Source organism: Parasaccharibacter sp. TMW2.1890, assembly GCF_023337645.1.
Lineage (GTDB): Bacteria > Pseudomonadota > Alphaproteobacteria > Acetobacterales > Acetobacteraceae > Bombella > Bombella apis.
Genome location: NZ_NWUV01000001.1, coordinates 181,062 through 204,551, shown reverse-complemented (window position 1 = coordinate 204,551; position 23,490 = coordinate 181,062). Strand labels below are relative to the sequence as shown.

General features: G+C 62.1%; 19 protein-coding genes, 1 tRNA gene and 1 riboswitch. Of the genes, 9 read left to right on the top strand and 11 right to left on the bottom strand.

The window, feature by feature from the left end; genetic code table 11:
• Positions 1 to 123 precede the first annotated feature (123 nt).
• The 5 genes from CPA54_RS00930 to CPA54_RS00910 all read left to right on the top strand — a co-directional run bounded on the left by CPA54_RS00930 (position 124) and on the right by CPA54_RS00910 (position 6,788).
• A complete protein-coding gene (locus CPA54_RS00930; protein ID WP_249079333.1) occupies positions 124 to 861 on the top strand; it encodes a 2OG-Fe dioxygenase family protein in 738 nt (245 codons plus the stop codon).
• Positions 862 to 939: 78 nt separating this feature from the next.
• On the top strand, positions 940 to 1,488 hold the full coding sequence (locus CPA54_RS00925) for a hypothetical protein (protein ID WP_249085383.1): 549 nt from the start codon (positions 940 to 942) through the stop codon (positions 1,486 to 1,488).
• A gap of 334 nt (positions 1,489 to 1,822) precedes the next feature.
• On the top strand, positions 1,823 to 2,803 hold the full coding sequence (locus CPA54_RS00920; protein ID WP_249085382.1) for a homocysteine S-methyltransferase family protein: 981 nt from the start codon (positions 1,823 to 1,825) through the stop codon (positions 2,801 to 2,803).
• A gap of 43 nt (positions 2,804 to 2,846) precedes the next feature.
• Positions 2,847 to 5,357: a TonB-dependent siderophore receptor gene (locus CPA54_RS00915; RefSeq protein WP_249085381.1), complete on the top strand. Its 2,511-nt coding sequence runs from the start codon at positions 2,847 to 2,849 to the stop codon at positions 5,355 to 5,357.
• Between the two features lie 39 nt (positions 5,358 to 5,396).
• Positions 5,397 to 6,788: a cytosine permease gene (locus CPA54_RS00910; RefSeq protein WP_249085380.1), complete on the top strand. Its 1,392-nt coding sequence runs from the start codon at positions 5,397 to 5,399 to the stop codon at positions 6,786 to 6,788.
• A gap of 15 nt (positions 6,789 to 6,803) precedes the next feature.
• Here the strand turns inward: CPA54_RS00910 and CPA54_RS00905 are convergent.
• Positions 6,804 to 6,877: transfer RNA gene (locus CPA54_RS00905), tRNA-Gly, on the bottom strand.
• Positions 6,878 to 7,045: 168 nt separating this feature from the next.
• A riboswitch (SAM riboswitch) is annotated at positions 7,046 to 7,126 on the top strand.
• Positions 7,127 to 7,204: 78 nt separating this feature from the next.
• Between CPA54_RS00905 and metZ the strand changes: the two genes are divergently transcribed.
• The 3 genes from metZ to ispF all read left to right on the top strand — a co-directional run bounded on the left by metZ (position 7,205) and on the right by ispF (position 10,304).
• Positions 7,205 to 8,416 carry an O-succinylhomoserine sulfhydrylase gene (metZ, locus tag CPA54_RS00900; RefSeq protein WP_192847986.1) on the top strand — a complete coding sequence of 404 codons (1,212 nt, stop codon included), beginning with the start codon at positions 7,205 to 7,207 and terminating at the stop codon, positions 8,414 to 8,416.
• Between the two features lie 161 nt (positions 8,417 to 8,577).
• Positions 8,578 to 9,054, top strand: a complete 477-nt coding sequence (gene apaG / locus CPA54_RS00895; RefSeq protein WP_154981641.1) for a Co2+/Mg2+ efflux protein ApaG — start codon at positions 8,578 to 8,580, stop codon at positions 9,052 to 9,054.
• Positions 9,055 to 9,080: 26 nt separating this feature from the next.
• The gene (gene ispF / locus CPA54_RS00890) at positions 9,081 to 10,304 is read left to right on the top strand and encodes a 2-C-methyl-D-erythritol 2,4-cyclodiphosphate synthase (protein WP_052349156.1); all 1,224 of its coding nucleotides are present in this window, start codon (positions 9,081 to 9,083) and stop codon (positions 10,302 to 10,304) included.
• Between the two features lie 99 nt (positions 10,305 to 10,403).
• On the opposite strand, the gene CPA54_RS00885 is transcribed toward ispF, so the two are convergent.
• From CPA54_RS00885 to aat, 8 genes are all read right to left on the bottom strand, one after another.
• Complete coding sequence (locus CPA54_RS00885; protein WP_249085379.1) at positions 10,404 to 11,117, bottom strand: ATP12 family protein; 714 nt, start codon at positions 11,115 to 11,117, stop codon at positions 10,404 to 10,406.
• A 20-nt stretch (positions 11,118 to 11,137) separates the two neighbouring features.
• The gene (locus tag CPA54_RS00880; RefSeq protein ID WP_249085378.1) at positions 11,138 to 13,750 is read right to left on the bottom strand and encodes an AsmA family protein; all 2,613 of its coding nucleotides are present in this window, start codon (positions 13,748 to 13,750) and stop codon (positions 11,138 to 11,140) included.
• Between the two features lie 69 nt (positions 13,751 to 13,819).
• The gene (locus CPA54_RS00875; RefSeq protein WP_249085377.1) at positions 13,820 to 14,791 is read right to left on the bottom strand and encodes an RluA family pseudouridine synthase; all 972 of its coding nucleotides are present in this window, start codon (positions 14,789 to 14,791) and stop codon (positions 13,820 to 13,822) included.
• Complete coding sequence (locus tag CPA54_RS00870; protein WP_373364564.1) at positions 14,788 to 16,173, bottom strand: replication-associated recombination protein A; 1,386 nt, start codon at positions 16,171 to 16,173, stop codon at positions 14,788 to 14,790. The genes CPA54_RS00875 and CPA54_RS00870 overlap by 4 nt, the downstream gene beginning before the upstream one ends.
• A 43-nt stretch (positions 16,174 to 16,216) precedes the next feature.
• Entirely contained in the window at positions 16,217 to 19,510 is a 3,294-nt protein-coding gene (locus CPA54_RS00865; RefSeq protein ID WP_249085376.1) for a DUF3971 domain-containing protein, read from the bottom strand.
• 102 nt (positions 19,511 to 19,612) lie between these two features.
• Complete coding sequence (locus CPA54_RS00860) at positions 19,613 to 20,128, bottom strand: peroxiredoxin (protein WP_086431169.1); 516 nt, start codon at positions 20,126 to 20,128, stop codon at positions 19,613 to 19,615.
• 4 nt (positions 20,129 to 20,132) lie between these two features.
• Entirely contained in the window at positions 20,133 to 21,050 is a 918-nt protein-coding gene (locus tag CPA54_RS00855; protein WP_156878838.1) for a hypothetical protein, read from the bottom strand.
• Positions 21,051 to 21,085: 35 nt separating this feature from the next.
• Positions 21,086 to 21,760, bottom strand: coding sequence for a leucyl/phenylalanyl-tRNA--protein transferase (gene aat / locus CPA54_RS00850; protein WP_081562935.1), 675 nt, complete (start codon positions 21,758 to 21,760; stop codon positions 21,086 to 21,088).
• Positions 21,761 to 21,792: 32 nt separating this feature from the next.
• On the opposite strand from aat, the gene CPA54_RS00845 reads away from it, so the two are divergent.
• A complete protein-coding gene (locus CPA54_RS00845) occupies positions 21,793 to 21,990 on the top strand; it encodes a hypothetical protein (protein WP_043560907.1) in 198 nt (65 codons plus the stop codon).
• A gap of 79 nt (positions 21,991 to 22,069) precedes the next feature.
• Here CPA54_RS00845 and CPA54_RS00840 read toward each other — a convergent pair whose 3' ends face one another.
• A complete protein-coding gene (locus CPA54_RS00840; protein WP_249085375.1) occupies positions 22,070 to 22,885 on the bottom strand; it encodes an EcsC family protein in 816 nt (271 codons plus the stop codon).
• Between the two features lie 57 nt (positions 22,886 to 22,942).
• On the bottom strand, positions 22,943 to 23,362 hold the full coding sequence (locus tag CPA54_RS00835; protein WP_081562934.1) for an EVE domain-containing protein: 420 nt from the start codon (positions 23,360 to 23,362) through the stop codon (positions 22,943 to 22,945).
• Positions 23,363 to 23,490: the final 128 nt, after the last annotated feature.

Sequence of the window (23,490 nt, the reverse complement as noted above, 5' to 3'; positions counted from 1 at the left end):
CACAAGGCGCAAGACAGTTGCCGGGAGACCTTTTATACTCGGGCTCTGTGCCATCATGATCCGTACCGCCAGAAAAGGGCAGCCCCAGTCTGCTCCCCTTGCGGCGACAGGGGAACGCCTGCCATGACCCTATCCTGTACAGCTTCCACCGGTTCTATCGAACAGCAGATCATCAAAAACGGTTTTGCCTTTCTCCCCGCTCGACAGGCCAGAGCGTGGCTGGAGCCCTGCGGCCTGAAAGACTGGCAGGGTTTTGCTGAAAGCTGGAATGATCTGGGCATGGACCTCTACATGGCTGATGGCGGGCGCTACCGCCGTCGTCGCTATGGGACCTTTTCCATCACCGGGAACAGCCTGACCCGCAAGGACCATCAGCCCCATTATCAGAGCCGGGATTACAATCTGCTCAATGGCGGGGTAGAACGCTGGTTCAGTCCCATCACTGACGAGATGGGGCGACATCCGGCCCTTGCGGCCATTCTCCAGGCCACCTCCACCATGGCGGACCACCTCTCCCCGGAACGACCCCAGCCAGCCCCGTGGCATGTGGAGGTCCATCAGTTCCGCATCGAGGCCGCCAGCGATGCAGAGGCTCTTCCCACGCCGGAAGGGATGCATCGTGATGGCGTGGACTGGGTTTTCGTCTTCATGGTCAACCGCTGCAACATACGGGAAGGCGTCACGAGCATCCATGCGCTGGACCAGCAGACCGTATTGGGGTCCTTCACCCTGACAGAGCCGCTGGATACTGCCATTGTGGACGATCACCGCGTCTATCACGGTGTGACGGCGGTAGAACCGGAAGACCCCACCCTGCCCGCCTACCGTGACGTGCTCGTCGTCACCTTGCGGTATGAATGAACACAACCCCGTTACCCTGCCATTCATGGCGGGCTTCCCTGTCTTTTCCTGACCCGTCCCCCAGAGGATAACGACGCCATGACACGTTCATCACCTGTTCCTGTCCGCCTCCGTGGCCTTGCCGGAAACCTGTGCCGTTCCGCCATCGTCATGGGTCTCTTCGGTTTCATCCAGACCAGCCCGGCCGAGGCGGCCAGCCAGAAGCATCCGTCACGTCATCATCATTCAGCACAGCACTCCAGCACGACACCCGTGGAGCTGAAAGCCCAGCCCGGCACGGAGCTGGACAGGCAGGCCCGCAGCCTGAATGCAGACCTTCTGAACGATGCGGCCCGCCACAACGAGACACCCATCGTCCTGACAGGGACAGCCAAACTCGCCCCAAAGCAGAAAAACATGATCCTGTTCGTGCAGCTGCAATCATACCGCCTCTGCGGGTCTGCAGGCTGTACCACCTCCATCTATCGCAGGAATGGCAACAAATGGGACACACTGCTGGACAGCGTGAACGGTTCCATCCGTATTGCCCGCCAGCGTCACAACGGTCTGGCTGACATCATTATTGATGGCAACGACCGCTGGGTATTTGACGGGCAGAAATACGAGGACACTCTCAACAGCCCCTGATTCTTCGGGCCCCACCGTCATGTTGGCAGGCGCTGGGGCCCTTTTTCATCTTTCTGCAAAGGAATGACAAAATCCGGCTGATACCGGAGAAAATATTTTTTACAGTTTTTTATATGGATATAATCATATCATTATATGATAAATACAATAAATTAACTTGCCGTCACCTTTAGCTCTCAATAATACCCATCTCCGCCCACTTCTATACTTTACATATAACATCATGCTTATATGTGTATGGGATTGATATTTTCGTCAAGTTTTTTTACCCATGGCGCTCCTTCAACAGACAGAAAACGGGGACCAGACCACAGCCCCCCAATGAGCCAGCGCCATGCCTTCTTCCACCACGCCCTTCTCTTCCGTAGCTGACCGGACACCTCTCATCCTTGATGGTGGCATGGGGCGGGAGCTGCACCGCATGGGAGCTCCGTTCCGCCAGCCGGAATGGTCAGCCCTCAGCCTGATGGAGCGGCCCGATCTGGTGCAGCAGGCCCATGAGAACTTCCTCAAGGCCGGGGCGCATGTCATCACGACCAACAGCTATGCCGTCGTGCCATTCCATATCGGTGAGGAACGTTTTACCGCACGGGGCGAGGAACTGGCCCGCCTCTCCGGCCATCTGGGACGGCAGGCCATTGCAGCACAGGCCCAGGGTGGAAAGCCGTCTCTTCTGGCCGGTTCCCTGCCCCCGGCTGGTGGTTCTTACCGTCCCGACCTGTTCACCCCCCAGAAGGCAGAGGCTATCCTGACGCCGCTCATCCGTGGGCTGGCACCCTCGGCCGATCTCTGGCTGGCAGAAACACAGAGCAGCATCGCCGAACTTCAGACAGCCCACAGGCTCGTCCAGCAGAACACGGATGATGCACGCCCCTTCTGGGGCAGTTTCACGCTGGATGATTCCGATCCCGCCGCTCTCATCCACCAGCACGCCCCGGTCCGCCTGCGGTCGGGTGAACTGCTGGAAGAAGCCGTGGAAGCCGCCCTTCAGCTGAAGCTGGAGGCCCTGCTCTTCAACTGCAGCGACCCCCGCATCATGGAAACGGCCCTGCACACAGCCCGAAAGGTGCTGAAGACCCACGGAGATTCCACCACCCTGAAACTGGGCGTGTATGCCAACGGTTTCGCCCACAACCATCATGACGGCGAAGGCGAAGGAGCCAATGAAAGCATCACGCCACTGGATGGCACGCTGACATCCCAGCGTTACGCCGACTTCGCCCAGCACTGGCTTGCTGCCGGGGCCGACATCATCGGGGGCTGCTGTGGCATCGGGCCGGAGCATGTCGCCGCCCTCGCCGCCCGTTTTTCCTGACCCTGCTGACCCACCGCCCATTTCGCACTCTGGAGACACCACAATGCCCCGCCTGCATGGCTCTCACCGTCTGCCTGCCTCCCTGCTGTCCCTCTCCTGGCTGATGGGGTCATGCGGCATGGGCCTTGGCCTCGCCACGGCCCTGTCAGGCTCACTATCCACCGCCAGAGCCGCCACAGTGACAGGCACGACCACGACCTCCCCAGCGGCCAGCAGAAAGACACAGGCCCGCAAGAGCACATCCACAACCCGCCACAAGCCCCATGCCATCAATGCCAGATCAGCCGAACATCTGACCGTCCACCGGACAAACACACCGCTGAAACGGGCACGGGCCAGCACCTCACCGGTGGATATCGTCACGGCACAGCAGCTCCAGCGCACGGGGCAGCTGAACGTGGCGGATGCACTGGCCCGCATCAATCCGTCCATCACCATCAGTGCAGCAGGGTATGACGCCTCGGCCCTGACCTCCTCCATCCGCCTGCGGGGGCTGAACCCCAACCACACGCTCGTGCTCGTCAACGGCATACGCCGCCACACCACGGCGAACATCAGTGCCGACAGCGGGCCGGAGGAAGGCTCCAGCCCGGTGGACCTGAACATGATCCCCCCGGAAGCCATCGACCATATCGAAATCCTGCGGGACGGTGCCGCCTCCCGCTACGGGGCGGACGGGCTGGCCGGTGTCATCAACATCGTGCTGAAAAAGGACGTCAGAAGCTCCGACATTGATGCCCAGACAGGCGCAAATGCCTATAACGGCGATGGCTGGCAGTACCAGTTCGGCTTCGACAAGGGCCTAGCCCTGGGCGAGGACGGGTACGTCAATCTGGCCGGGCAGATGTACCATACCGACCATTTCATCCAGAAAGGTCTGGACGTCCGCACGAACCGTTATGACGACCCGGCCCTCAGCCTTGCCGAGGAAACCCGCCAGACCCTCAGCCTCAATTTCGGCAAGCATTTCACCCAATCCCTGGAAGGCTACGGCTTTGTCACCTATGCCCACCGTCACGGTGAAGGCTTCCAGGATTACCGGACGCCGGACACGTTCCCGCAATATTATCCCGACGGGTTTTCTCCCATCGAGGCCATGGAGGAACAGGACTACGCCGTCACACTGGGGCTGAAGGGCCGCCTGCCTGCCGGGTTCCACTGGGATGCCAACACGACATACGGGGCCGATGATGACCACATGACCCTGAAGAACAGTGGCAGCCCGGCCTATTATGCCGATTATGGCACATCCCCCACGAAGGTCCGGACGGAACGCTTCAAGAACGAACAGTGGAACAACACGCTGAACATCAGCCGCAGGTTCGCCTTTGCTCCCGGCCGCTCGCTGGACCTCTCCTTCGGTGCCCAGCACAGGCTGGAGAAATACACCATCGGGGCCGGTGAGCCTGCCTCCTACTACAAAGGCGGCCTTCAGGGCTTTGCGGGCCTGATGCCACAGAATGCGGGATCATGGACCCGCAACGTCTGGGCGGGCTACATTGATGCGGACTTCCACCCGCTCCGGCATCTCGATGTCGATTTCGGCGGGCGGTATGAGCATTATACCGATTCCGGCAATGCCGAGACGGGCAAGATCGCCGCCCGGTATGACGTGACGAAACGCTTTGCCCTGCGGGCCACCATCAGCAACGGCTACCGTGCTCCCACCCTGCTGGAGCAGCATTACAGCGTGCTCAGCGTCATCCCCAACGGGGCCTCGGCCAGTCTGCCTGTCAGTTCCGCAGCGGCCAGCTCCCTCGGGGCCCAGCGGCTGAAGGCGGAACGCTCCACCAACGCCAGCGGCGGCATCGTGCTGGAACCCGTCACGAACCTTCATGTCTCGGCTGACGTGTACCAGATCAACATCCGCAACCGCATCTCACCGGGCGGCAGCTTCCAGGGCAGTGCGGCAGAAAATGCCATCGCCCTGATGGGGGCCTCCCTGCCCGGCGGGCTGGACCCGGACAACGTCACGGCCACCTACTTCACCAACGGGGCCAGCACCCGCACGCAGGGACTGGACATCATGGCCGATTACGCCCTGAAGCTGCACCGCTACGGGTCACTCAATCTCAGCCTGGCCCTCAATCTGAACCGCACCCGCATCCACCATCTCAACACCTATGCGGACGGATCGCCCATCCTCAATGCCCAGCAGATCGGCTACCTCACCACGGCGTCACCCCGCAGCAAGATCGTTCTCAACGCATACTGGAAGCTGAACCGCTGGAATGTGAACCTCCGCCAGACACGCTATGGCGAGACGGTCAACAACGTGACCTATCAGGACCAGGCCCCGGCGGCCCTGCAATATTCGCAGAGCCAGTTCCACCGCTTCGTGAACACACCTGCCTGGCTGACGGACCTTGAGGTCGGCTTCCAGGCCACGAAGCGCATCCATCTGGCCGTCGGCGGGAACAACCTCTTCAACGTCCGGCCCCGCCGGATGCCGCTGGAAAACTCCTACACCGGCTCACTGTTCTACGACAACAATTCCGCCGGTATCCCCATGACGGGCGGCTATTACTACGGGCGCATCAACATCAGCCTGTAACCCCGGAGACAGGCACGGACCACGACAGGGCAGACCACCATGTTCTCAGCGATCGAGCAGCACACCATCCACCCCATCCCCGCCTCGGACAGGCGGGGCCGCCCGCGGGACCAGTTCACCATCTGGTTCAGCACCAACATGACGCTGCTGACGGTCGTGACGGGTGCGCTGGGGCCGTTGCAGTGCCACATCTCCTTCACCCTAACGGCCCTCGCTTTCCTGCTTGGCAGCCTGCTCGGGGCTGTCTTCATGGCCCTTCATGCCGTGCAGGGGCCACGGCTTGGGGTGCCGCAGATGATCCAGAGCCGGGGGCAGTTCGGTGCATGGGGGGCCATGCCGGTCATCCTGATGGTCGTCGTCATGTATGTCAGCTTCGTCGCCTCCAACTGCGTGGTGGGCGGCGATGCGCTGCGGAGTGTCCTGCCCTCGCTGGGAGCACATCCGGCCATCCTCATCATGGCCGTCCTCAGCCTGCTGCCCTGCATCATCGGCTACCGGACAATCGAGATATTCTCCTCGGCGGTTTCCTTCATCACGACGGCCGTCATCCTGCTCTGCTTCTTTGTCGGGCTGGCGAGCCTGCCACACGGGCAGGCCTTTCTGGCAGACATGCACGGCTCCTTTGCCGGGTTTCTCCAGGCCTTTTCCATCGCCGTGCTCTGGCAGATCGCCACGGCTCCCTATGTCTCCGATTCCTCACGCTACCTGCCGGATGAGAAGGCCAGCTATCCCCGCATCTTCCTCGCCTGTTATGGCGGCACGATCGGCGGAACCTTTCTGGCGATGGCAGCGGGGGCCTTCCTCAGTGCCGCCACAGGGCTATCACCCGCCGTCGCCATCACCCACATGACGGGACCGTGGGCAGGGCTGATCATCCTCGTCCTGGGGCTGTCCATCGCCTTCGCCAATGCCATGGACCTCTACTGCTGCACGCTCTCCCTCATCACGCTGCTGCACAGCTGCCGCACCAGCTGGCAGCCACGGGGACGCAGCCGCCTCATCATCACCCTGCTGATCATCCTGACAGCCACGGCGATGGCCCTCTTCATGGCGAAGTCCTTCAATGCCGCCTACAGTGCCCTGCTGGACCTGCTCATGGCCGTCATGATCCCGTGGACAGCCATCAACCTCTCGGACTTCTACCTCGTCCGCAAGGGGGACTATCACGTCCCGTCCTTCTTCGAACGGGATGGCGGGGTCTATGGGCTTGTGAACGGCCCGGCCCTGTTCAGCTACGGGCTGGGGATTCTGGCGGAGATCCCCTTCCTCAACCTGTCCTTCTATCACGGCCCGCTGCTGGAACGGCTGCATGGCGTGGACATCTCATGGCTGACGGCCCTGCTCGTCTCCACGCTCAGCTATCTTCTGCTGGCACGGCACGGAAAAGCCCACCACACCCAACAACCGGGGGATGAAGAGACGACCTTCTGATTTTCAGGGGAAGACTGGAGCGGATGAGGGGAATCGAACCCCCGTATGCAGCTTGGGAAGCTGCCGTTCTACCATTGAACTACATCCGCTTCGTGGGGCCTCTTATACCGGCTGGCAAAACCCTGCGCAATCCCCTTTCCATCATATTTTCCAGCAGAGTATCGCCCTTCCCCGAACATCTTCCGGCGAACCGTGACCGGTTCTCCTTGACGCCCCCTTCCACCGGGCGCATAGTCGGGGCGTGGCGTTGCTGGACGGTAACCCACCCTCGTGATTTGATAGGCCGGCTTGCGGCGAGGTAAAAGAACATGCGCTAAAGAGGCCCTGTTTCTCTCCCGCAGAATCAGGACTTCATACGGCCTCCATCCTAATCGGGCAGGCCGCCGGGTGGTCTGCCTCTTCAGCTGGAGGAACCCATGCCCTCTACCGACCAGTCCTTCCTCTCCTCCTGCCGCACCGACACACGTCTGCTGCACGAGGCCCGCAACCGCACCGAACATGGTGAAACGTCGGACGCCATCTTCCCGACCTCCGGTTTTGTCTATGACAGTGCAGAACAGGCCGAAGCCACCTTTGAAGGAACAATCCAGCATCTTCAGTATTCCCGCTATGGGAACCCCACGGTTGATGCGCTGCAGGATCGCCTTGCCCTGCTTGAAGGGGCCGAGGCCTGCCAGACGACATCCACCGGCATGGGGGCCGTCTCCTGTGCCCTGCTGGCCCAGCTGAAGGCTGGTGACCGTGTCGTGGCCAGCAGTGCGCTCTTCGGCTCCACACACTGGCTGCTGGACTCGCTGCTGCCCGGCTATGGCATCGAGACCGTCATGCTGGACGGCACCGACCTCAAGGCCTGGGAAGAGGCTCTTTCCAAACCCACCCAGGCCGTGCTGATCGAGACCCCCTCCAACCCGATGCTGGATGTTCTGGACATCCGCCACATTGCCGACCTTGCCCACAAGGCGGGGGCCATCTTCATGGTGGACAATGTCTTCGCCACACCTGTCGGCCAGAAGCCGCTGGAACTCGGGGCAGATGTCGTCATTTACTCCTGTACCAAGCATATTGACGGTCAGGGCCGTGTGATGGGCGGGGCCATTCTGGGCAGTCAGGAATGGATCACCGGAACACTCCAGCCCTTCGTCCGCAATACGGGCAACACGCTGTCTCCCTTCAATGCCTGGGTGCTGTCCAAGGGGCTGGAAACGCTGCGCCTGCGTGTGGAGGCCATGGCCCATAATGCGGCCCGCCTTGCTGACGCCCTGAGCGAACTGCCCGGTATCACGTCCGTCCGCTATCCCGGCCGCAAGGATCATCCCCATGCCGACCTTGCCCGGAAACAGATGAGCAATGGCGGAACACTGGTGGCCTTCAGCGTCGCCAATGGCAAGAAGGGAGCCTTCGCCTGCCTCAACGCTTTCCGGCTCATTGCCATTTCCAACAATCTGGGGGATGCCCGCAGCCTTGCCACCCACCCCGCCACCACCACCCACCGCAAGCTGACGCAGGAACAGCGTGATGCCCTGGGCATCACGGATGGCTCCATCCGCTTCTCGGTCGGGCTGGAAGATGTGGAAGACCTTATCGAGGACCTGCGCCGTGGGGCCGAAGCCGCCCGGCAGGCAGGCTGAACGACCCGGCCTGCAAGCCCGTCCCCGCACTCCCCGTGAACGGGACGGGCGGCCACGACAGGTCAGACATATGAAGACATTCCAGAATACCAGTAAGGGAAAATCCGCCGCTCCTGACAGAATGACCTGACAAATCCCCATAATGATTCTAGTAAAGGCCCATGTCCGATAATTCCCTCCCCCCGGAAGGCCCGATGGCCGAGACGGAAACCCTCGAGATGGAGCCCATCACGTCCCTGCCCGCCTTTACGGCCCATACCGGCGACGTGACCGTGAATGTCCGCCCTTTCTGGGTTGATGAACATTCCGACCCGGAAGAACACCGTTATGTCTGGCTCTATCATGTACTGATTGAAAACAGAGGCAAGGAGAGCATCCAGCTTCTCTCACGCAGCTGGACCATCACGGATGATCGGGGTGGGCGTGAAGACGTGCATGGTGAAGGCGTGGTGGGCGAGCAGCCCGTCATTGCTCCAGACAGCAGCTATCAATATACATCCGGAGCTGAACTCAAAACACCGAGCGGCTTCATGGAGGGCCTCTATCACATGGTCACTCCGGCCAGCGGCCATCGTTTTGATGTCACCGTGCCCGTATTCAGTCTGGACAGTCCCCATCACATGGGCATGACCCACTGACGGACAGCAGAAAAGGACCCGCCATCTTGAACGCCCCTCATGCCCGCCCGAAACACAGACGCATTGCCGCCCTTCTTCTGGCGGCGGGGCGTGGGCGGCGGTTCTCTGCCGGTGCCCCGCAGGAACAGGCCAGCATAAGCAAGCAGTTCCATCTTCTGGCCGGGCAGCCGGTCATCCGGCACGCCGCCATGGCCCTGCTGCCGCATGTCGATGTCCTCCAGCCGGTTGGCAGCGACCCGCTCCTGCCCGAGGCCCTGGCAGGGCTGGATGTCCTTCCCCCGGTCGAGGGCGGAGCCGAACGGCATGACAGCGTGCGGGCCGGGCTGGAGGCCCTGGCAAAACTGCCCGAGCCGCCTGATGTCGTTCTCGTGCATGACGGGGCCCGCCCCTGCGTCCCGGCTGCTGTCATCACCCGTACCCTTGAGGCACTGGAGACCCATGAGGGTGTCATCCCGGCCCTGCCTGTCAGCGACACGCTGAAGAAGGTGGAGAATGGCCTCATCACCGGGACGGTCTCACGGGAGGGCCTCTGGCGTGCCCAGACCCCGCAAGGCTTCTCCTTCCCGCTGCTGCGGGACCTGCATGCCCGGCACCGCACCGCCCTGACCGATGATGCCGGCCTGCTGGAGGCGGAAGGCCACAAGGTGGCGATCGTCATGGGTTCGGAAGACAATATCAAACTGACCGTTACGGAGGATCTGATGCGGCTTGAACGTGTAATTGAGGACCAGAAGACCCAGCCTGCGCAGGCTCCCGTTCTTCTGCCCCGTGTCGGTCTGGGCTATGATGTTCATGCCTTTGCCGAGGGCCGCAAGCTCATCCTCTGTGGCATCGAAATTCCTCATGAGAAGGGCCTTGCCGGTCACTCCGATGCCGATGTGGGCATCCATACACTCTGCGACGCCATCTATGGTGCGCTGAATGAGGGCGACATTGGCCGTCACTTCCCCCCCACGGATGAGAAATGGCGTGACATGGATTCCGCCCGCTTCCTCATCCATGCCGGAGAGCTGATCCGCTCCAAGGGTGGGATGCTGGTCAATGCGGACCTGACGATCATCTGCGAGCGCCCGAAGATCGGCCCTCATGCCAAGGCCATGTGTGCCCGTCTTGCCGAGCTGCTGAAGGTCAGTCCCAGCCGCATTTCCGTCAAGGCCACGACCTCCGAGCGTCTGGGCTTCACGGGGCGGGAAGAAGGCATCGCCGCCACGGCTGCCGTCAGCATCATGGTGCCGGACAGCGGGGAGTAAGACGCTCCCTCCTTCCGCAGGGCCAGTCGTGAAAAAGCCCCTCCAAAGACCCGTTCTGGAGGGGCTTTTCCGTTCCATGAAATCACGCTTCCTGTCCGGTCAGGCTGCTTTCACCCGCCCCTGCGCCAGATGCAGGAAACGGAGCGCATCGGCAATGTCCGTGTTCCGCTTCTCAAGCAGTGTGGCGAGTTCCCTGTCGTGGCCCCATTTTTCCAGCTGACGGTATTCGTCGGCGTGGGCAAGGTGCACGGCCTCGTCAAAGCTGACCACGTCATGCACCAGAGCCAGCGGCAGAAGCAGGCTGCCCATGATGGGCACCATGACACCCAGAGCCGTCAGCTGGGCAGGCTCCAGCTGCGACAGGTAATGCGTCAGGGCCTCGCCATAGGCGGCAGGCTGCTCCAGAGGCATGAGACCATCCGTCATGGCCGGATGCAGCCCCTGTTCCGCTGCCCAGGCCCGGATGCGGGCCGTCACGGCGTCATCCTGCGCCGCACTCCGGTAACAGAGATTGTCATCAATGCCATAAGCATGCAGGGCAGCTTCCATCGCTGCACGATCGGGCAGGATGCGCTCGATATGACTGCCCGCCATGCGGGTCAGGACCAGATCATCCGGGGTGAACTGGGCACCCTCGGCAATCTGACGCCATTCTTCCGCAAGGGCCTCTGCCAGAGCAGGAGATGACACGGCCAGGGCCGTTCCGGCAGGCAGCTTCACGGGCCTGCCATCCAGCAATGGTCCCTGCTGGCCAGACTCACCGACTGGCCCCACTGTCACCTGTTTCCAGAAACGCCTGTGCAACTGTGCCATGACACTGCTCTTCCTTCCTGTCAGTTGCCACCAAGACCAAGGGCCCGGAGAATCCCGCCTGCCCCGCCAGAATGGCCATCATCCCGTGCAGGCAGGGCCAGACCCTTCTGCCCGCCACGAGCCTGCTGGACAGCATGAGCACAAGCATCACTGCCAAAACGGGCTGTATCCAGAACAGCCTGATCCTTGTCCTGCGCTCCTATGTGAACCGTGCCATTCTGCCCTGAAAGGGCCAGTGGTGTGGAAAAATCCGCCCCTACAAGCGTGACATGCGGCATGAGCTGGAACGTGTAGCTCATGTCACCCAGCTTCATCGTCCCCTGCCCGATGAGGGAAAGATGCTTCACCTCCAGAGCCATGTCACTGAAATGTGCCTGACCATGCCCGAATGTCGCCGTCCCGGCAAAGCAGCGCAGCCCCATCGTGCCAGAACCCAGCTTGAGGAGACTGGCCGCAGGGCCTGCCAATGGTGCCAGAACCTCCCTTTGGACACGGCCATCCACAAGGGACAGGCCCATCTGGCCATCCAGGGCCTGCCACAGAGCCTCAGGCTGGGCGCCTTCCGTCCCGAGAGCCCCTTCCAGCTGCACAGGTCCCTCAAACATCACAGGCTGCCCCAGCAGGCTCTGTACCCAGCTGGCCGGCAGAATGAATGGATGCGCCTTCATGCCCATCCGCAGAGGGTCAGCCGTGCCATCCAGCACAACCTCACCAGCAAGCGGCACGTCCTGCACGCTCCCTCCCAGCACGGAAAGACTCAACCGCCCCCCCAGCCCCAGAAGATGCAGATGCAGCCCCTGATAGGCGATGCCTGCCACATGGAGCTGATCTGCCGTCATGTCTACATCGAACGGTCGCCCCGCCATGCTTCCGAACCACTGCATCAGACGGGTCTCAGACGCCTTTCCTTCCGCAGGGGCCACCTCTGGCGGCCGGGATGCCTGCGCAGCATCACCGGGCTCTCCCTTGCCCGCAGCGGGCACAGGCCCCGCCTGCACTGTCGGCTCGGCAGCAGGTGTGAGCGACGCGGAAGAGACACGCTCCCCCTCCAGATGGGTCAGATGCAGTTTGCCCACAAGCCCCGCATCCGGCTGCATGGGCAGGTCCGCCGACAGGTTTCCGCCCGCTTCCTGACTGTCAAACACCACATCCTGAAGCGACAGGGAAGAAAGGCCTGCATCCTTCACCGGCCCCAAGACAAGCTGCCCCTTCACATGACCATCATGCACCAGCAGGCCCGGAATTCCCCTGATGTCAGGAAACTGGAACAGGGCTGCCTGGCCGGAAAAAGCCAGCGTACTGCCCTGCCGCCCGGCCTGTCCCTGAAGGTCGAAAGACACATTGTCCTGCCTGGCATCCGTTCTGGCGGCATCACCCCGGCTGAACAGGCTGGATAATGTTCTGTCCTGCCCCTGCACGTTCAGCTTCAGCCCGACAGATGCCGGGATGCGGCCCAAAAGAGCAGACTGTGCCTTCTGCAAACTCTCTGCCTCACCATGAAACAGCCAGGCATAACGCCCCCAGGCAGCCTGCCCCTGAAGGACAAATGGTGCCTGCGCACTGTCAGCATCAATCTGGATGTCGCTCAGCTGCAGCGGTGCCGCCACATGCCACATGCCCGCAGGCAGGGTCGCACTGCCCAAATGGGCATGAACCTGATCCAGCACCAGACGCCGGGGCAGATGCAGCAGGGCATCCGTCAGAGCCATGTCCGTTCCGTTGCTGGCAGCCACCATGTCATCATCACTGTGGAAACGGACTGTCCCCTCAAGCTGCCCCAGATCAACCGGCATCGCCCGTGAGAGCAGATGCCGCAGGCCCCGCAGGGATGTCCAGCGACCGGACAGCGTGAAATTCACACCTTTCAGCCGGTGGGCGTCCCGCATGAGGCCATCAAGCGTGGCATGGTCCTGGTGCTCGCCGGTCCCCAGCGTCAGCCCCAGGCTGAAAGCCCACGGGTCTTTCTGTCCGGCAGACGCAGAGAGAAGCTGATGGAGAGGGCCAAGCCGTCCCCGCAGCGTAAAAGGCGTGTGCCCATATGTGCCCCGCAGATCCACCCACGGGCTCACACTGCGCATGCCCGCCATCTCCAGACTTGCCAGATGAAGGTGGCCTCCTTCCGGGACATGACTGTCCGACAGATCATCCTGCCATGAGAGTTCAGCATCAGTCAGATGCAGCCCTCCGAAGCTGACCTTCCAGCGGGGGGTGACGGCATCACCGGCCACAGGCGCTGCGGCCCTCTGATCCTGCGAGATTACAGGGAGCCACGTGGAGCACTGTTTCTCGCTGGCCCGATGCAGCATGATGCCCGCGCCCCTCACCGTGAATTCCTGAAAGGAAATCTCCCGGTTCAGTATCGCCAGCAGAGACAGGTCCGCATGGACGGACCGGGCCGCCACGAAAGGCGTGCAGCCCGGTCTTGTCAGTACGACATTTGTTGCCTGAAAAGACGGCCATGGCAGCAGCTGGAAGGACGTTTCCCCCATCTTCAGCTCCAGCCCCGTCTGCTGCTGGAAGGCCTCCGTGACACGCTGCCGCAGCCTGTTCTGGTCTATCAGAAACTGCGGAGCAAGGCTCACGCCTGTCACCACCACCACCAGCCCGATCAGGATTGCTGCCAGCTTTTTCATCTGCCTGTGTCCTCGTTTTCTCAGGCGGCCAAGTCCCCCTGCAAAGGACCAGCCGTCCCTGTCAGTCTTTCACCGTGTCCGGCGTGGTGCTGGTGTGTCACCAGCAATGAAACCCAGCGTCTGGAACGTCTCACGCATATGGGGCGGCAAGGGAGCCGTCACCTGCAACCTTCCCCCCGCCGGATGAGGGAACTCCAGCATCCTTGCATGGAGGTGCAGCCTGTCCGGGAAACCCTCCACATGGGCCGTTTCGCCCCCATAGCGGGGATCACCCAGAATGGGCGTGCCCAGACTCTCCGTATGGACACGCAGCTGGTGCGTCCGCCCCGTCCAGGGGGACAGGGCCAGCCAGCTGAAACGCTTGCCTGTGGCATCCAGCGTCTCGTAGGAACTCTTGGCACTCATCGCATCCTCTTCCCCACGGGCGACCGGCACGATAAGCGAGGCCCCCCCGGCCCCGACCTTGGCCAGAGGCTGGTCAATCACACCTTCAGCAGGGCTGGGCCGCCCGACAACCACCGCCCAGTAGGTCTTGCTCACCTCACGACCCCGAAAGGCCGCTGCCAGTTTTGCCGCCACACCAGGCGTGCGGGCCAGCAGCAGGATGCCGGACGTGTCACGGTCAATGCGATGCACGAGGCGGGGCTTGTCGCCTCCCTCCGGCCTCAGCCCCTCCAGCATCATGTCCACGTGTACGGTGATGCCGGGGCCACCCTGTGTTGCCAGTCCGGACGGCTTGTTCAGCACGATGAGATGGTCATCCTCATAAAGGATCATGTCCCGCAGCTGCTGGACGAGTTCCGGGTTGGGCGGTGGCGGCGGGGCCGGGCGGCTCTGGTCCGGCAGAGGGGGGATACGGATGCTCTGGCCGGGATTGAGCCTTTTATTGGGCTGCACCCGCCCTCCATCAACCCGCACCTGCCCCTTGCGGCACAGCTTCTGCAACCCGCCCTGTGTCAGGTTGGGATAATGACGGCGAAACCAGCGGTCGAGACGCAGATCGGCCTCATCTTCGCTGACAATACGATTCTCAACACTCATGACTGGCGAGATGCCCGTTTCTGCGCCAGCATGTCCAGCCGTTTCCTGATTCTTTCTTCAAATCCACGGTCAACCGGCCTGTAGAGCGTCACCCGTTCCATGCCGTCGGGGAAGTAGTTCTGGCCGGAAACACCATCCTCGCAGTCATGATCGTATTCGTAGCCCTTCTTGTAACCCAGCTCCTTCATCAGGGCTGTCGGAGCATTGCGGATATGGGCCGGAGGCATGAGGCTGCCCGTCTGCTTCGCCAATGCCCTGGCCTCATTATAAGCCCGATACACTGCGTTGGACTTGGAGGCGACCGCCAGATGGACCACAACCTGCGCCAGGGCCACCTCCCCCTCTGGAGAGCCGAGCCTCTCATAAGCCATCGCTCCGGCCTGTGCCAACGGCAGGGAGGTCGGATCAGCCTCGCCAATATCCTCACTGGCAAAGCGGACGAGACGGCGGGCAATGTAGCGGGGGTCTTCCCCGCCTTCCAGCATACGGGCGAACCAGTAAAGTCCCGCATCAGGGTCACTCCCCCGCAGGGATTTGTGCAGAGCGGAAATCAGATTGTAATGCTCGTCCCGGTCCCTGTCATACAGGACAGGCCGCCGGGACAGGGACCGGGCCAGCTCCTCCGGCCCCAGCGGGCGGGTTCCATCCTTCGTCAGGGAAAGAAGCTGCTCGACCATGTTCAGCAGATAGCGCCCATCCCCATCCGCCATGGCCCGCAGGGAGGCCCGGCCCTCATCCGTCAGGGGCAGGGTCCGCTCCGTGGCCGTTTCGGCCCGCACAAGAAGCTGCTCCAGCGCAGCATCATCCAGCCTGTGCAGGACAAGAACCTGACAGCGTGACAACAGGGCGGAGTTCAGCGTGAAGGACGGATTCTCGGTCGTGGCTCCCACCAGCACGACCGTTCCCCGTTCCACATAGGGCAGAAAGCCATCCTGCTGCGCCCGGTTGAAGCGGTGAATCTCATCCACGAAGAGCAGCGTGCCACGCCCGGTGGCCTCAGCCTTGCGGCGGGCTTCATCAAAGGCTTTTTTCAGATCCGCCACACCGGAAAAAACAGCGGAAATCTTCGTGTAAAACAGTCCCACCCGTTCGGCGAGCAGCTGGGCAATGGTTGTCTTGCCGCATCCCGGCCCACCCCAGAGAATCAGGCTGGACAGATGGCCGCTTCCCAGCATCCGGGTCAACGTACCCTCCGGCCCCAGAAGATGGACCTGCCCCTGCACCTCATCCAATGACTGCGGACGCAGACGGTCCGCCAGCGGCTGGGTGCCCGCAGCACGGCGTGACGGAGAGGACTCTGACCGACGTGCCCCCTCCTCATGCCGGGAAACACCACCCGATGAGGAACCCCCAAAGAGATCCGGCATGGTATCCGACATCATCATCCCTCCTGCCTTTCCCACCACTGCCAGACCCGGCAGCCTCTCATTCGAACAGACGCCGCAGCCCACCGGGCAGCAGGGCGGAGAAAGGGTTAACATGCATCTGTGGCTTGGCCAAACTGCCATCCAGCCTGTAGGTCATGGCCATGATACCACTTCCCTTCCGGGCCCCGAAAAAACTGCCCGCAGCCTGATTGATCCCAAAGAATGGCGAGATGGTGCCCTGCATCTGCATCATGGCCTGCCCGAAATCCATCTGCCCTTTCATCGTCACCCCCAGAATGGCATTGCCGGCCCGCGCCTCTGCCAGATCAAGCCGCTCCCCCGCTACCCGGAAGGACGCCCGCAACTGGACATCTTCAAACTGTTTGCGGGAAATCTGCCCCCAATGCAGAGGGGCAGCCAGCGTGGCAATGACAAGAGCCGTCGGCGGATTTTTCAGCGTCAGATGGTCCACGGCCAGCGTGCCATCAAAGGGCGGCAGCCCCAGTCCCAGCCCCATGGTACGCTCGGCACTGGTCACATGCGCATCGGCCGCCACGGGCTGGCAATGGCCCTGGAGGTCCACCGTGCCACCAGCCAGCTGGTCATACACACCAAGAGACGCCAGAATCCTGCCCAGATCAGCAGCAATGAGCCTTACATCCAGCACGCCTATCCGTCTGGAATCCTGTGCGAGATCAAACGTGAGGGACGGCTGGGCCACATGCAGGAAAGCCCCCTGCACCCGCTGCGCTGCCCAGCGAAGGTTGGCTGACACATGGCTGGCTGTCTGTTCAGCTCCATAGATCACCCTGTCAGCCCGCAACCCGATAGCCCATATCCCCTCCGGCAGGATGGAGGCCTGGCCGGCGCTGCCGGGTGCCCGTCTGACCTTTTTCTCCACGGGATGAATAGGCTGTGAGCGTGACTTTCCGGTGGCCGGATGCCCGAACCAGGGGGTCAGGTCCAGAGTACTGGCCTGCACGGATATCTGGTACCGCCGGTCATCCGCCGTTCCGTCCCGCACCGGCCAGTCCATCACGGCACTGCCGCTCGTCCGTCCAAACTGGAAATGGGTGAGATTGATCCCTCCCAGCTGACCAGACCTCATGCGCCCTTCTGCCTGAAGGGCCAGCTGGGGACCATGGGCGCGAACATCATCCAGACGGATCATCTGCCCATCCTGCCATGTCACTCCTGCCTGCAAGCCCGCAGGGACACCAACAGGCTTGTGCCAGAAACGGGCCCGGACACCCAAACCTCTCAGGTCCACCTGCACCGAGGCAGTCCCCCGACTATGGCCGGGGCCCCCACCGTACTGGCTGTAGACAACATGCCCCACGCCACTGCCCTGCATGATGGAGTCCTGCGCCAGCCCCGCCGGAACCCCGAGACTGCGCAACTCCTTTGCCCCCAATGAGGCCTGCAGATCTGCTTTCAACATCAGGCGTCCCGGCACATTGGCCTGAAAACTGTCGAACAGGCTGCCCGTCATCATCACGCCACGGAACCGGGCACCTCCCTTCACGGCAAGTCCGGCTTCATTGACCGAAAAGTGCCCATTCCCCTGCTGTATCCGCCCCAGGGACGGCAGAGCGAACCAGATGTTCTGGAAATCAAACTCTGCCCCATATCCCACATCCTTCATCAGAAGGTGACTGTTGAGCGGCAGCTTCAGCGAGAGCGTGCCTTTCAGCATCCCGCCCGTATTGGCTGGATTGACCGGATGACGGGACAGCAGATTGAGCCGTGGATAGGAAAGGACCGCCACAAAAGCTGACAGGGGACCTTCCATCCCCAACGAGAATTCACCTGTCTGCTCCCGCTTGAGAAGATCACTCAGAACAATATGCCCCGTCGGTACGGTCACCGAGCCCCCTCGACCATCCGCAAGATGACCATGCTGCACGTCGATCAGCAGACGGTCATCATCCACAAAATGGGCGTAGGCATCCTCCCCCGTGACCTGTGGCATACCCTCCATCCATGTCACGCTCAGGCTATGGCCTGTCAGTTCGCCCCCCAGCGCCCTGACATCCAACCCGTCGAGACCGGTATTGCTGGTAAAATCAAGCTGAAGATGCAGATTCTCACCACGTCCTGCCGTCATGTTGGTGGTCATCCAGCGACGGGCTCCACGGGCTGTGCCATCCGGCCAGACACTCGCCAATGTGGCAAAATCGAATGTTGGCACATGGCCATCCACCAACAGCTCCACATCCTTTGGCCTGTCCAGATGATCCAGCCGCCCATGGGCATCAATGATGAAAGGGACCGTCCGCCCCAGGGAGTCCAGTGCCGCAAGCTCCGTATGCAATGCCAGAACCAGGGGGGCCTGCTGGCCAGCCTCCGCAGGGTCCAGATGGAACGATACCTTCCCCGATGAGAGACGGAACGGAATGCGGCCAGGCCGGTCAATCTCGCCAGCTCCAGCGTCCATCTCCCCTGCCATGTGAGCAAAATGGCCGACCAGTCCATGCCCCTCCAGAATCCCTTCCAGATGAAACGCCAGAGGCATGTTCGGGATGCCCATGCCTTTTTTCCCGGCTGGCGACAGCGGCAGCCAGGCCGCCAGAGCCGGAAAACGGACCGGAGAAACAGTCAGCTGCCAGCGTGTCCGTGCCGCTCCGTCGGGAGCCATGTCACCTGCCAGATGGACCGTGGCCTCCTCCTGCCCTGCACCCAGCCCGACCCCCTGGAGGGACGCCTCCATCCGCCCCTGCCAGCCGGTCTGCCTGTCATGATCCGCCTTCAGTTCCGGCAGGGTTACAATGAGCGAAGAATCCGGTGCCGTCTCATCCCTTATGGTCAGCCTGATATCCTGAAGATCAAGATGCCAGGGCATGATGGCAGCCAGAGGTGGCAGAGTGCCTCCACCCGGATGCTGCGCCCCGGGCTTCACACCGCCCAGGCTGACATGACCCTCCGCATCCCGGAACGCCACAAGGCGCAGCCCCCGGACATCCAGCGACCGCAGGCCCACCTGCCCATGCAGCAGGCTCGCAAGCCGGAAAACAACCCCGACATGATCAAGCTGCTGTTCCGGCACTTCGGCAGCCACCTCATCAGCCCCCCCGCCTTCTGGAAGGGCACGATACCGGACACCCTCAAGGCTGAGCAGAATCTTGGCCGAATGACCGTTCTTTCCGGGTTTCCACGACAGGGCCATGCGCTCCCAGTGGAGACGCCCCCCACCAGCATGGGTCAGGGCCCCTCCCCAACGATGGGACAGCCCCGTCACATCCAGAGGCCCCTGGGCCAGCCGTCCCAACAGCAGGGCCACCGCCAGCAGCAGCCCCACCAGCGGCACCAGAAGCCCCAAGGCCACACGGCGCAGGATTGTCTGCCATGTCATGTCCACGATACCCCGGATAAAGAGACATCCCGTGATGTCCTGAAACAGAAAAACAGGAGAGCGGCTGCCCGGAACAGACCGGAGACTGGCGGAAACCGGCTGTCAGAGCCGGGACAGAGCCTCCTGCACCCATGCCACATGCCTGGCGGGGCTGACCTTCCGCTTGAAAGCAGCAAGACGCCCTTCCGCATCGACCAGAAAGGAGCTCCGCTCAATCCCCATGAACTCCCGCCCATAGAGCTTCTTCTTCACCCACACGCCATAGGCTTCGGCCAATGCATGATCGGGGTCTGACAGCAGGGTGAAGCTGAGCGCCTGTTTCAGAATGAATTTTTCCAGCGCTCCCACACCATCGGGACTGACACCCAGCACACGCAGACCATCCCCACCGGGGATACGCAGCTCGGCCAGATGGTCACGCAGATCGCAGGCCTGAGTGGTGCAGCCCGGCGTGGAAGCCCGTGGATAGAAATACAGAAGATAGGGCTGCCCGCGGAGGGCATGGCTGCTCACCCTCTCCTCGCCTGTGGGGCCCATCCCCGCTAAGTCGAAATCGGGCACCGGGGCCCCCACGGCCAGCCCCTCACCGGAACCTGAAACCTTTTCTGCCTGTGTCATGCTTTTACTGCTCCGCACTGTTGGGCTGGTCACCATGGGAGACACTGCCATCTCCCACCGAATCATCAGGGCTGTGTGGCTGATCCGGCACGCTGCTGCCCTCACCCCCGGTACGGGCGGCACCATGCGCCGTACCATCCAGTGGAGCATCCGGAACGGGACGGGCCTGTGCCGGCTGGGATGCCGGCCTGCCCTTGAGGAAGGGACTGACCCTCTGAAACCCGGCAGGCGGCTGGAAACGGTCTGCCGGAATGTCCTCATACCGCACGGACACGGCCTGAAGATGGCCCTGAAGACCATCAGCATCCACACCATCCTCGGCGAGGATGAGGCCATCCTCCGTCACGCAGGCCGTTGCCTTGCCACGAGGGCTTTCAATGGCCCACTCCCGGCAAGGCACGCCAGCAATCTGCTTCATCCCGCCAGCATGGTAGGTCATATCCAGACTGAGCAGGAACGTATTGTGCAGCCCATGCATGGGACGGAACTGGATGTAGCGCCTCTCCTGCATGCTGACGAGCGTCATGATCTGGTTGGGGCGGTCCAGAATGGTGGCGCTCTGCCCATCATCAGGATCAATCCGCAGCCGGTCACCCGAAGCAGCAAAAGAAACCGCCACCTGATGCTCCGGCCCGGCTCCCTTCCCCTTGCCCGGCAGCACTTCTGTCTGGAACCGGTAGGTCACCACGGCATCCCGCATCGGTGCCAGAGGGGGATGATCCGCTGGCGCAGCGGCTTCGGCAATGCCACAGGCCAGCACGGCAGCCCCAAGGGCCGCCAGCACTGTCCCCCCGGCCCGCCGCACGACCTTATCCCGCCCCGGCATGACTTCCCTGATACACCACTGCATCCGCACGTCTTCCTCCATCTCCATCCATGACCGGCGCCGGACACCGCCCAGCCTGCAAACGGGCAGAAGCATATCAGACCATGACAGCAGGGCCAGAGAGAAATTGGTTACCTTTCTGCCCGCCCGGCAGAGCCCTGCACCATGGCCTCCAGTTCCGGCCCCAGAGCAGCAAGGCTGACATCTCCAGGCCATCGGGCAGGCTGCTGCATGGCCGCCGCAAGCTGCTGCCTGTAAGCCGCAAAGGGCACTCCCACACAGCCAAGACTGGCCAGATGCGGGGTGACGTACTGCGTATCCAGCAGGCCATATCCCCCCTGCCGCAGGGCCGCCATCAGATGTACCAGCGCTATCTTGGACGCATCCCGCACATGGGACACCATGCTCTCCCCGAAGAAGGCACCATGCAGGGACACACCATAGAGCCCCCCAAGAAGCGCTCCGCTCTCCCTGTCCCGGACCTCCACGGAATGGGCATGGCCCAGACGGTGCAGCTCGCCATAAAGCTGGCGGATGCGCCCGCTGATCCATGTTTCCGGCCGGGAGGGCGTCAGGCGGGCGCAGGCCTGCATCATGCCATCGAAATCCTCATCACTGCACAGGCGGTACTGCCCGGCCATGACGGTCCGCATCAGCCGCCGGGGCAGGGCTGGTGCCTCCAGGGGAATGATCCCCCGCTCCTGCGGGCAGAACCATTCCAGCTCATCGCTCTGCTCATCCGGTGCCATGGGGAACAGACCTTCCCCATAAGCACGCAGAAGCAGGTCAGATGTGATAGGCTCCATCAGATAATCTTTCCCTACAGAGAAGCCGAATCATGTCCAGCCAGTCTCCCTCACGCCCTTCATCGCAGACCTACATCTATACGATCGCACTGGCCCTGTCCTTCCTTCTTCAGCTGGTCTGGCCTGCATTGACTCCCCTCATGGGTGTCATGCGCGTTTTTGCCCTCATGGGTATTCTCGTCTTCGGACCACTGGAGCTGTATCAGCTCTACCGCATGGCCCCACGCTGAAAACGCCACCCGGACAGAAAAACAGAGGGGCGGCCCCTGCCGGAGTCCGCCCCTCTGAAAGCCGTGCAGACAGCCCTGCTCACGCTTCTGCGCTGCGACCTCGATACGCCTCGGCGGCATCCCGCACAGCAGCCCCGTGCAGGCGCTCCAGCCTGCGGATGGTGAAATGGGCCTTGGCCAGAGCCCGATAATGAGCAAGGAAGGCCGAGTTGATGGCCGCCCCGCACAGAGCCCCGGCTACCGGCACCATCTGGGCTGCCAGCTTGCGGGACAGGGCCATGCCATAATGTCCCGCCACCTCGGCCATCAGCATCACAAGCGGCTGGCCACGCATCAGGCCACGGGCAGCGAAAAAGCCCAGCTCCCCCTCGCCTTTCTGCTCTCCCATGCTCCGCAGGGCGAAGACTTCCAGACAGGCCCGGCATGTCTCCTCGCTCCGCAGGTCTTCACCATTTTCCTGAGCGATGGCGGCAATCTCCCGCATGATGGCCAGCGTGGTGAACCCGACATCCGGCACCATGCTGGCAAAGCCACCAAAACCACCCGCCGCACCGGAGACCGCCACGGCGGCCTGGATCAGATTCTCACGCCGTGCCCCGGCCCCACCTGCCTTGCGGTCCAGACCAAGAATGGCCAGACGGTAGGCCTGGTCCAGCGCAGAACTGGCCAGCTTCTGGAGTTTTTCCTGAAGGCCCGGCGCCAGAGACAGGCCCTGCAACCCCATATGGGCTGCCCGGCCCACAGCACCACCCATCAGGTCACCCAGACGGGCCAGCGTGCCCCGACCTTTCTCCACCCCATCCAGCACGGCATGGAGCTGGGACAGGGCTTCTGCATCAAGATCATGGGACAGGAAACTCGCACTGGGCACATGGTCCTTACGCTGTTCCGTCATGGTCTGAATCTCCTCATTTCCAGAGCGGGCCACCACAGCAGGGGGCCGGGTCCATCGTTACTGCGCTTTTTCCCACTGGCCCTTGCGGGTCAGATAGGCGAATTCTTCCTCTGTCACCGGGGCAACAGAAAGGCGGGACTGCTTGAGCAATGCCATGCTTTCCAGAGCCGGGTCAGCCTTGATCTCCGCAAGCGTGATGGGGGAGCGAAAGGCTCCATCGGCCTTCACGTCCACGCAGACCCAGCGGGGATCATCCGCCGTCGGGTCCGGAAAGGCTTCCCGCACGACCTCGACCACACCGACGATGCGCTTTTCCGTCACGGAATGGTAGAACAAGGCCCTGTCCCCGCACTTCATGGCGGCAAGATTGTTGCGTGCCTGGTAGTTCCGTACGCCGGTCCACGGTTCGACATCATTCTTCACCTGCTCATCCCATGAGAAAGAGGCCGGTTCCGATTTGATCAGCCAGAAGGCCATGCGTCACAATCTCCCTGTTTTCCGGGGCGGCACTCCCGGTTTTTCCGCTCCATCTGTCCACGGCCATATCGTGTGTGGCCAGCCACTCTACAATGCCTGACTTTGAGGCTTTTTCAAAGCGGGAGCTT

What these genes read in the sequence shown, in the direction of transcription:
- CPA54_RS00870 (WP_373364564.1), bottom strand. Translation starts at nt 16,173, where the DNA reads ATGATGTCGGATACCATGCCGGATCTCTTTGGGGGTTCCTCATCGGGT.
- CPA54_RS00835 (WP_081562934.1), bottom strand. Translation starts at nt 23,362, where the DNA reads ATGGCCTTCTGGCTGATCAAATCGGAACCGGCCTCTTTCTCATGGGAT.
- CPA54_RS00855 (WP_156878838.1), bottom strand. Translation starts at nt 21,050, where the DNA reads ATGCTTCTGCCCGTTTGCAGGCTGGGCGGTGTCCGGCGCCGGTCATGG.
- metZ (WP_192847986.1), top strand. Translation starts at nt 7,205, where the DNA reads ATGCCCTCTACCGACCAGTCCTTCCTCTCCTCCTGCCGCACCGACACA.
- CPA54_RS00930 (WP_249079333.1), top strand. Translation starts at nt 124, where the DNA reads ATGACCCTATCCTGTACAGCTTCCACCGGTTCTATCGAACAGCAGATC.
- CPA54_RS00845 (WP_043560907.1), top strand. Translation starts at nt 21,793, where the DNA reads ATGTCCAGCCAGTCTCCCTCACGCCCTTCATCGCAGACCTACATCTAT.
- CPA54_RS00860 (WP_086431169.1), bottom strand. Translation starts at nt 20,128, where the DNA reads ATGACACAGGCAGAAAAGGTTTCAGGTTCCGGTGAGGGGCTGGCCGTG.
- aat (WP_081562935.1), bottom strand. Translation starts at nt 21,760, where the DNA reads ATGGAGCCTATCACATCTGACCTGCTTCTGCGTGCTTATGGGGAAGGT.
- apaG (WP_154981641.1), top strand. Translation starts at nt 8,578, where the DNA reads ATGTCCGATAATTCCCTCCCCCCGGAAGGCCCGATGGCCGAGACGGAA.
- CPA54_RS00925 (WP_249085383.1), top strand. Translation starts at nt 940, where the DNA reads ATGACACGTTCATCACCTGTTCCTGTCCGCCTCCGTGGCCTTGCCGGA.
- CPA54_RS00915 (WP_249085381.1), top strand. Translation starts at nt 2,847, where the DNA reads ATGCCCCGCCTGCATGGCTCTCACCGTCTGCCTGCCTCCCTGCTGTCC.
- CPA54_RS00840 (WP_249085375.1), bottom strand. Translation starts at nt 22,885, where the DNA reads ATGACGGAACAGCGTAAGGACCATGTGCCCAGTGCGAGTTTCCTGTCC.
- CPA54_RS00875 (WP_249085377.1), bottom strand. Translation starts at nt 14,791, where the DNA reads ATGAGTGTTGAGAATCGTATTGTCAGCGAAGATGAGGCCGATCTGCGT.
- CPA54_RS00880 (WP_249085378.1), bottom strand. Translation starts at nt 13,750, where the DNA reads ATGAAAAAGCTGGCAGCAATCCTGATCGGGCTGGTGGTGGTGGTGACA.
- CPA54_RS00885 (WP_249085379.1), bottom strand. Translation starts at nt 11,117, where the DNA reads ATGGCACAGTTGCACAGGCGTTTCTGGAAACAGGTGACAGTGGGGCCA.
- CPA54_RS00865 (WP_249085376.1), bottom strand. Translation starts at nt 19,510, where the DNA reads ATGACATGGCAGACAATCCTGCGCCGTGTGGCCTTGGGGCTTCTGGTG.
- CPA54_RS00910 (WP_249085380.1), top strand. Translation starts at nt 5,397, where the DNA reads ATGTTCTCAGCGATCGAGCAGCACACCATCCACCCCATCCCCGCCTCG.
- CPA54_RS00920 (WP_249085382.1), top strand. Translation starts at nt 1,823, where the DNA reads ATGCCTTCTTCCACCACGCCCTTCTCTTCCGTAGCTGACCGGACACCT.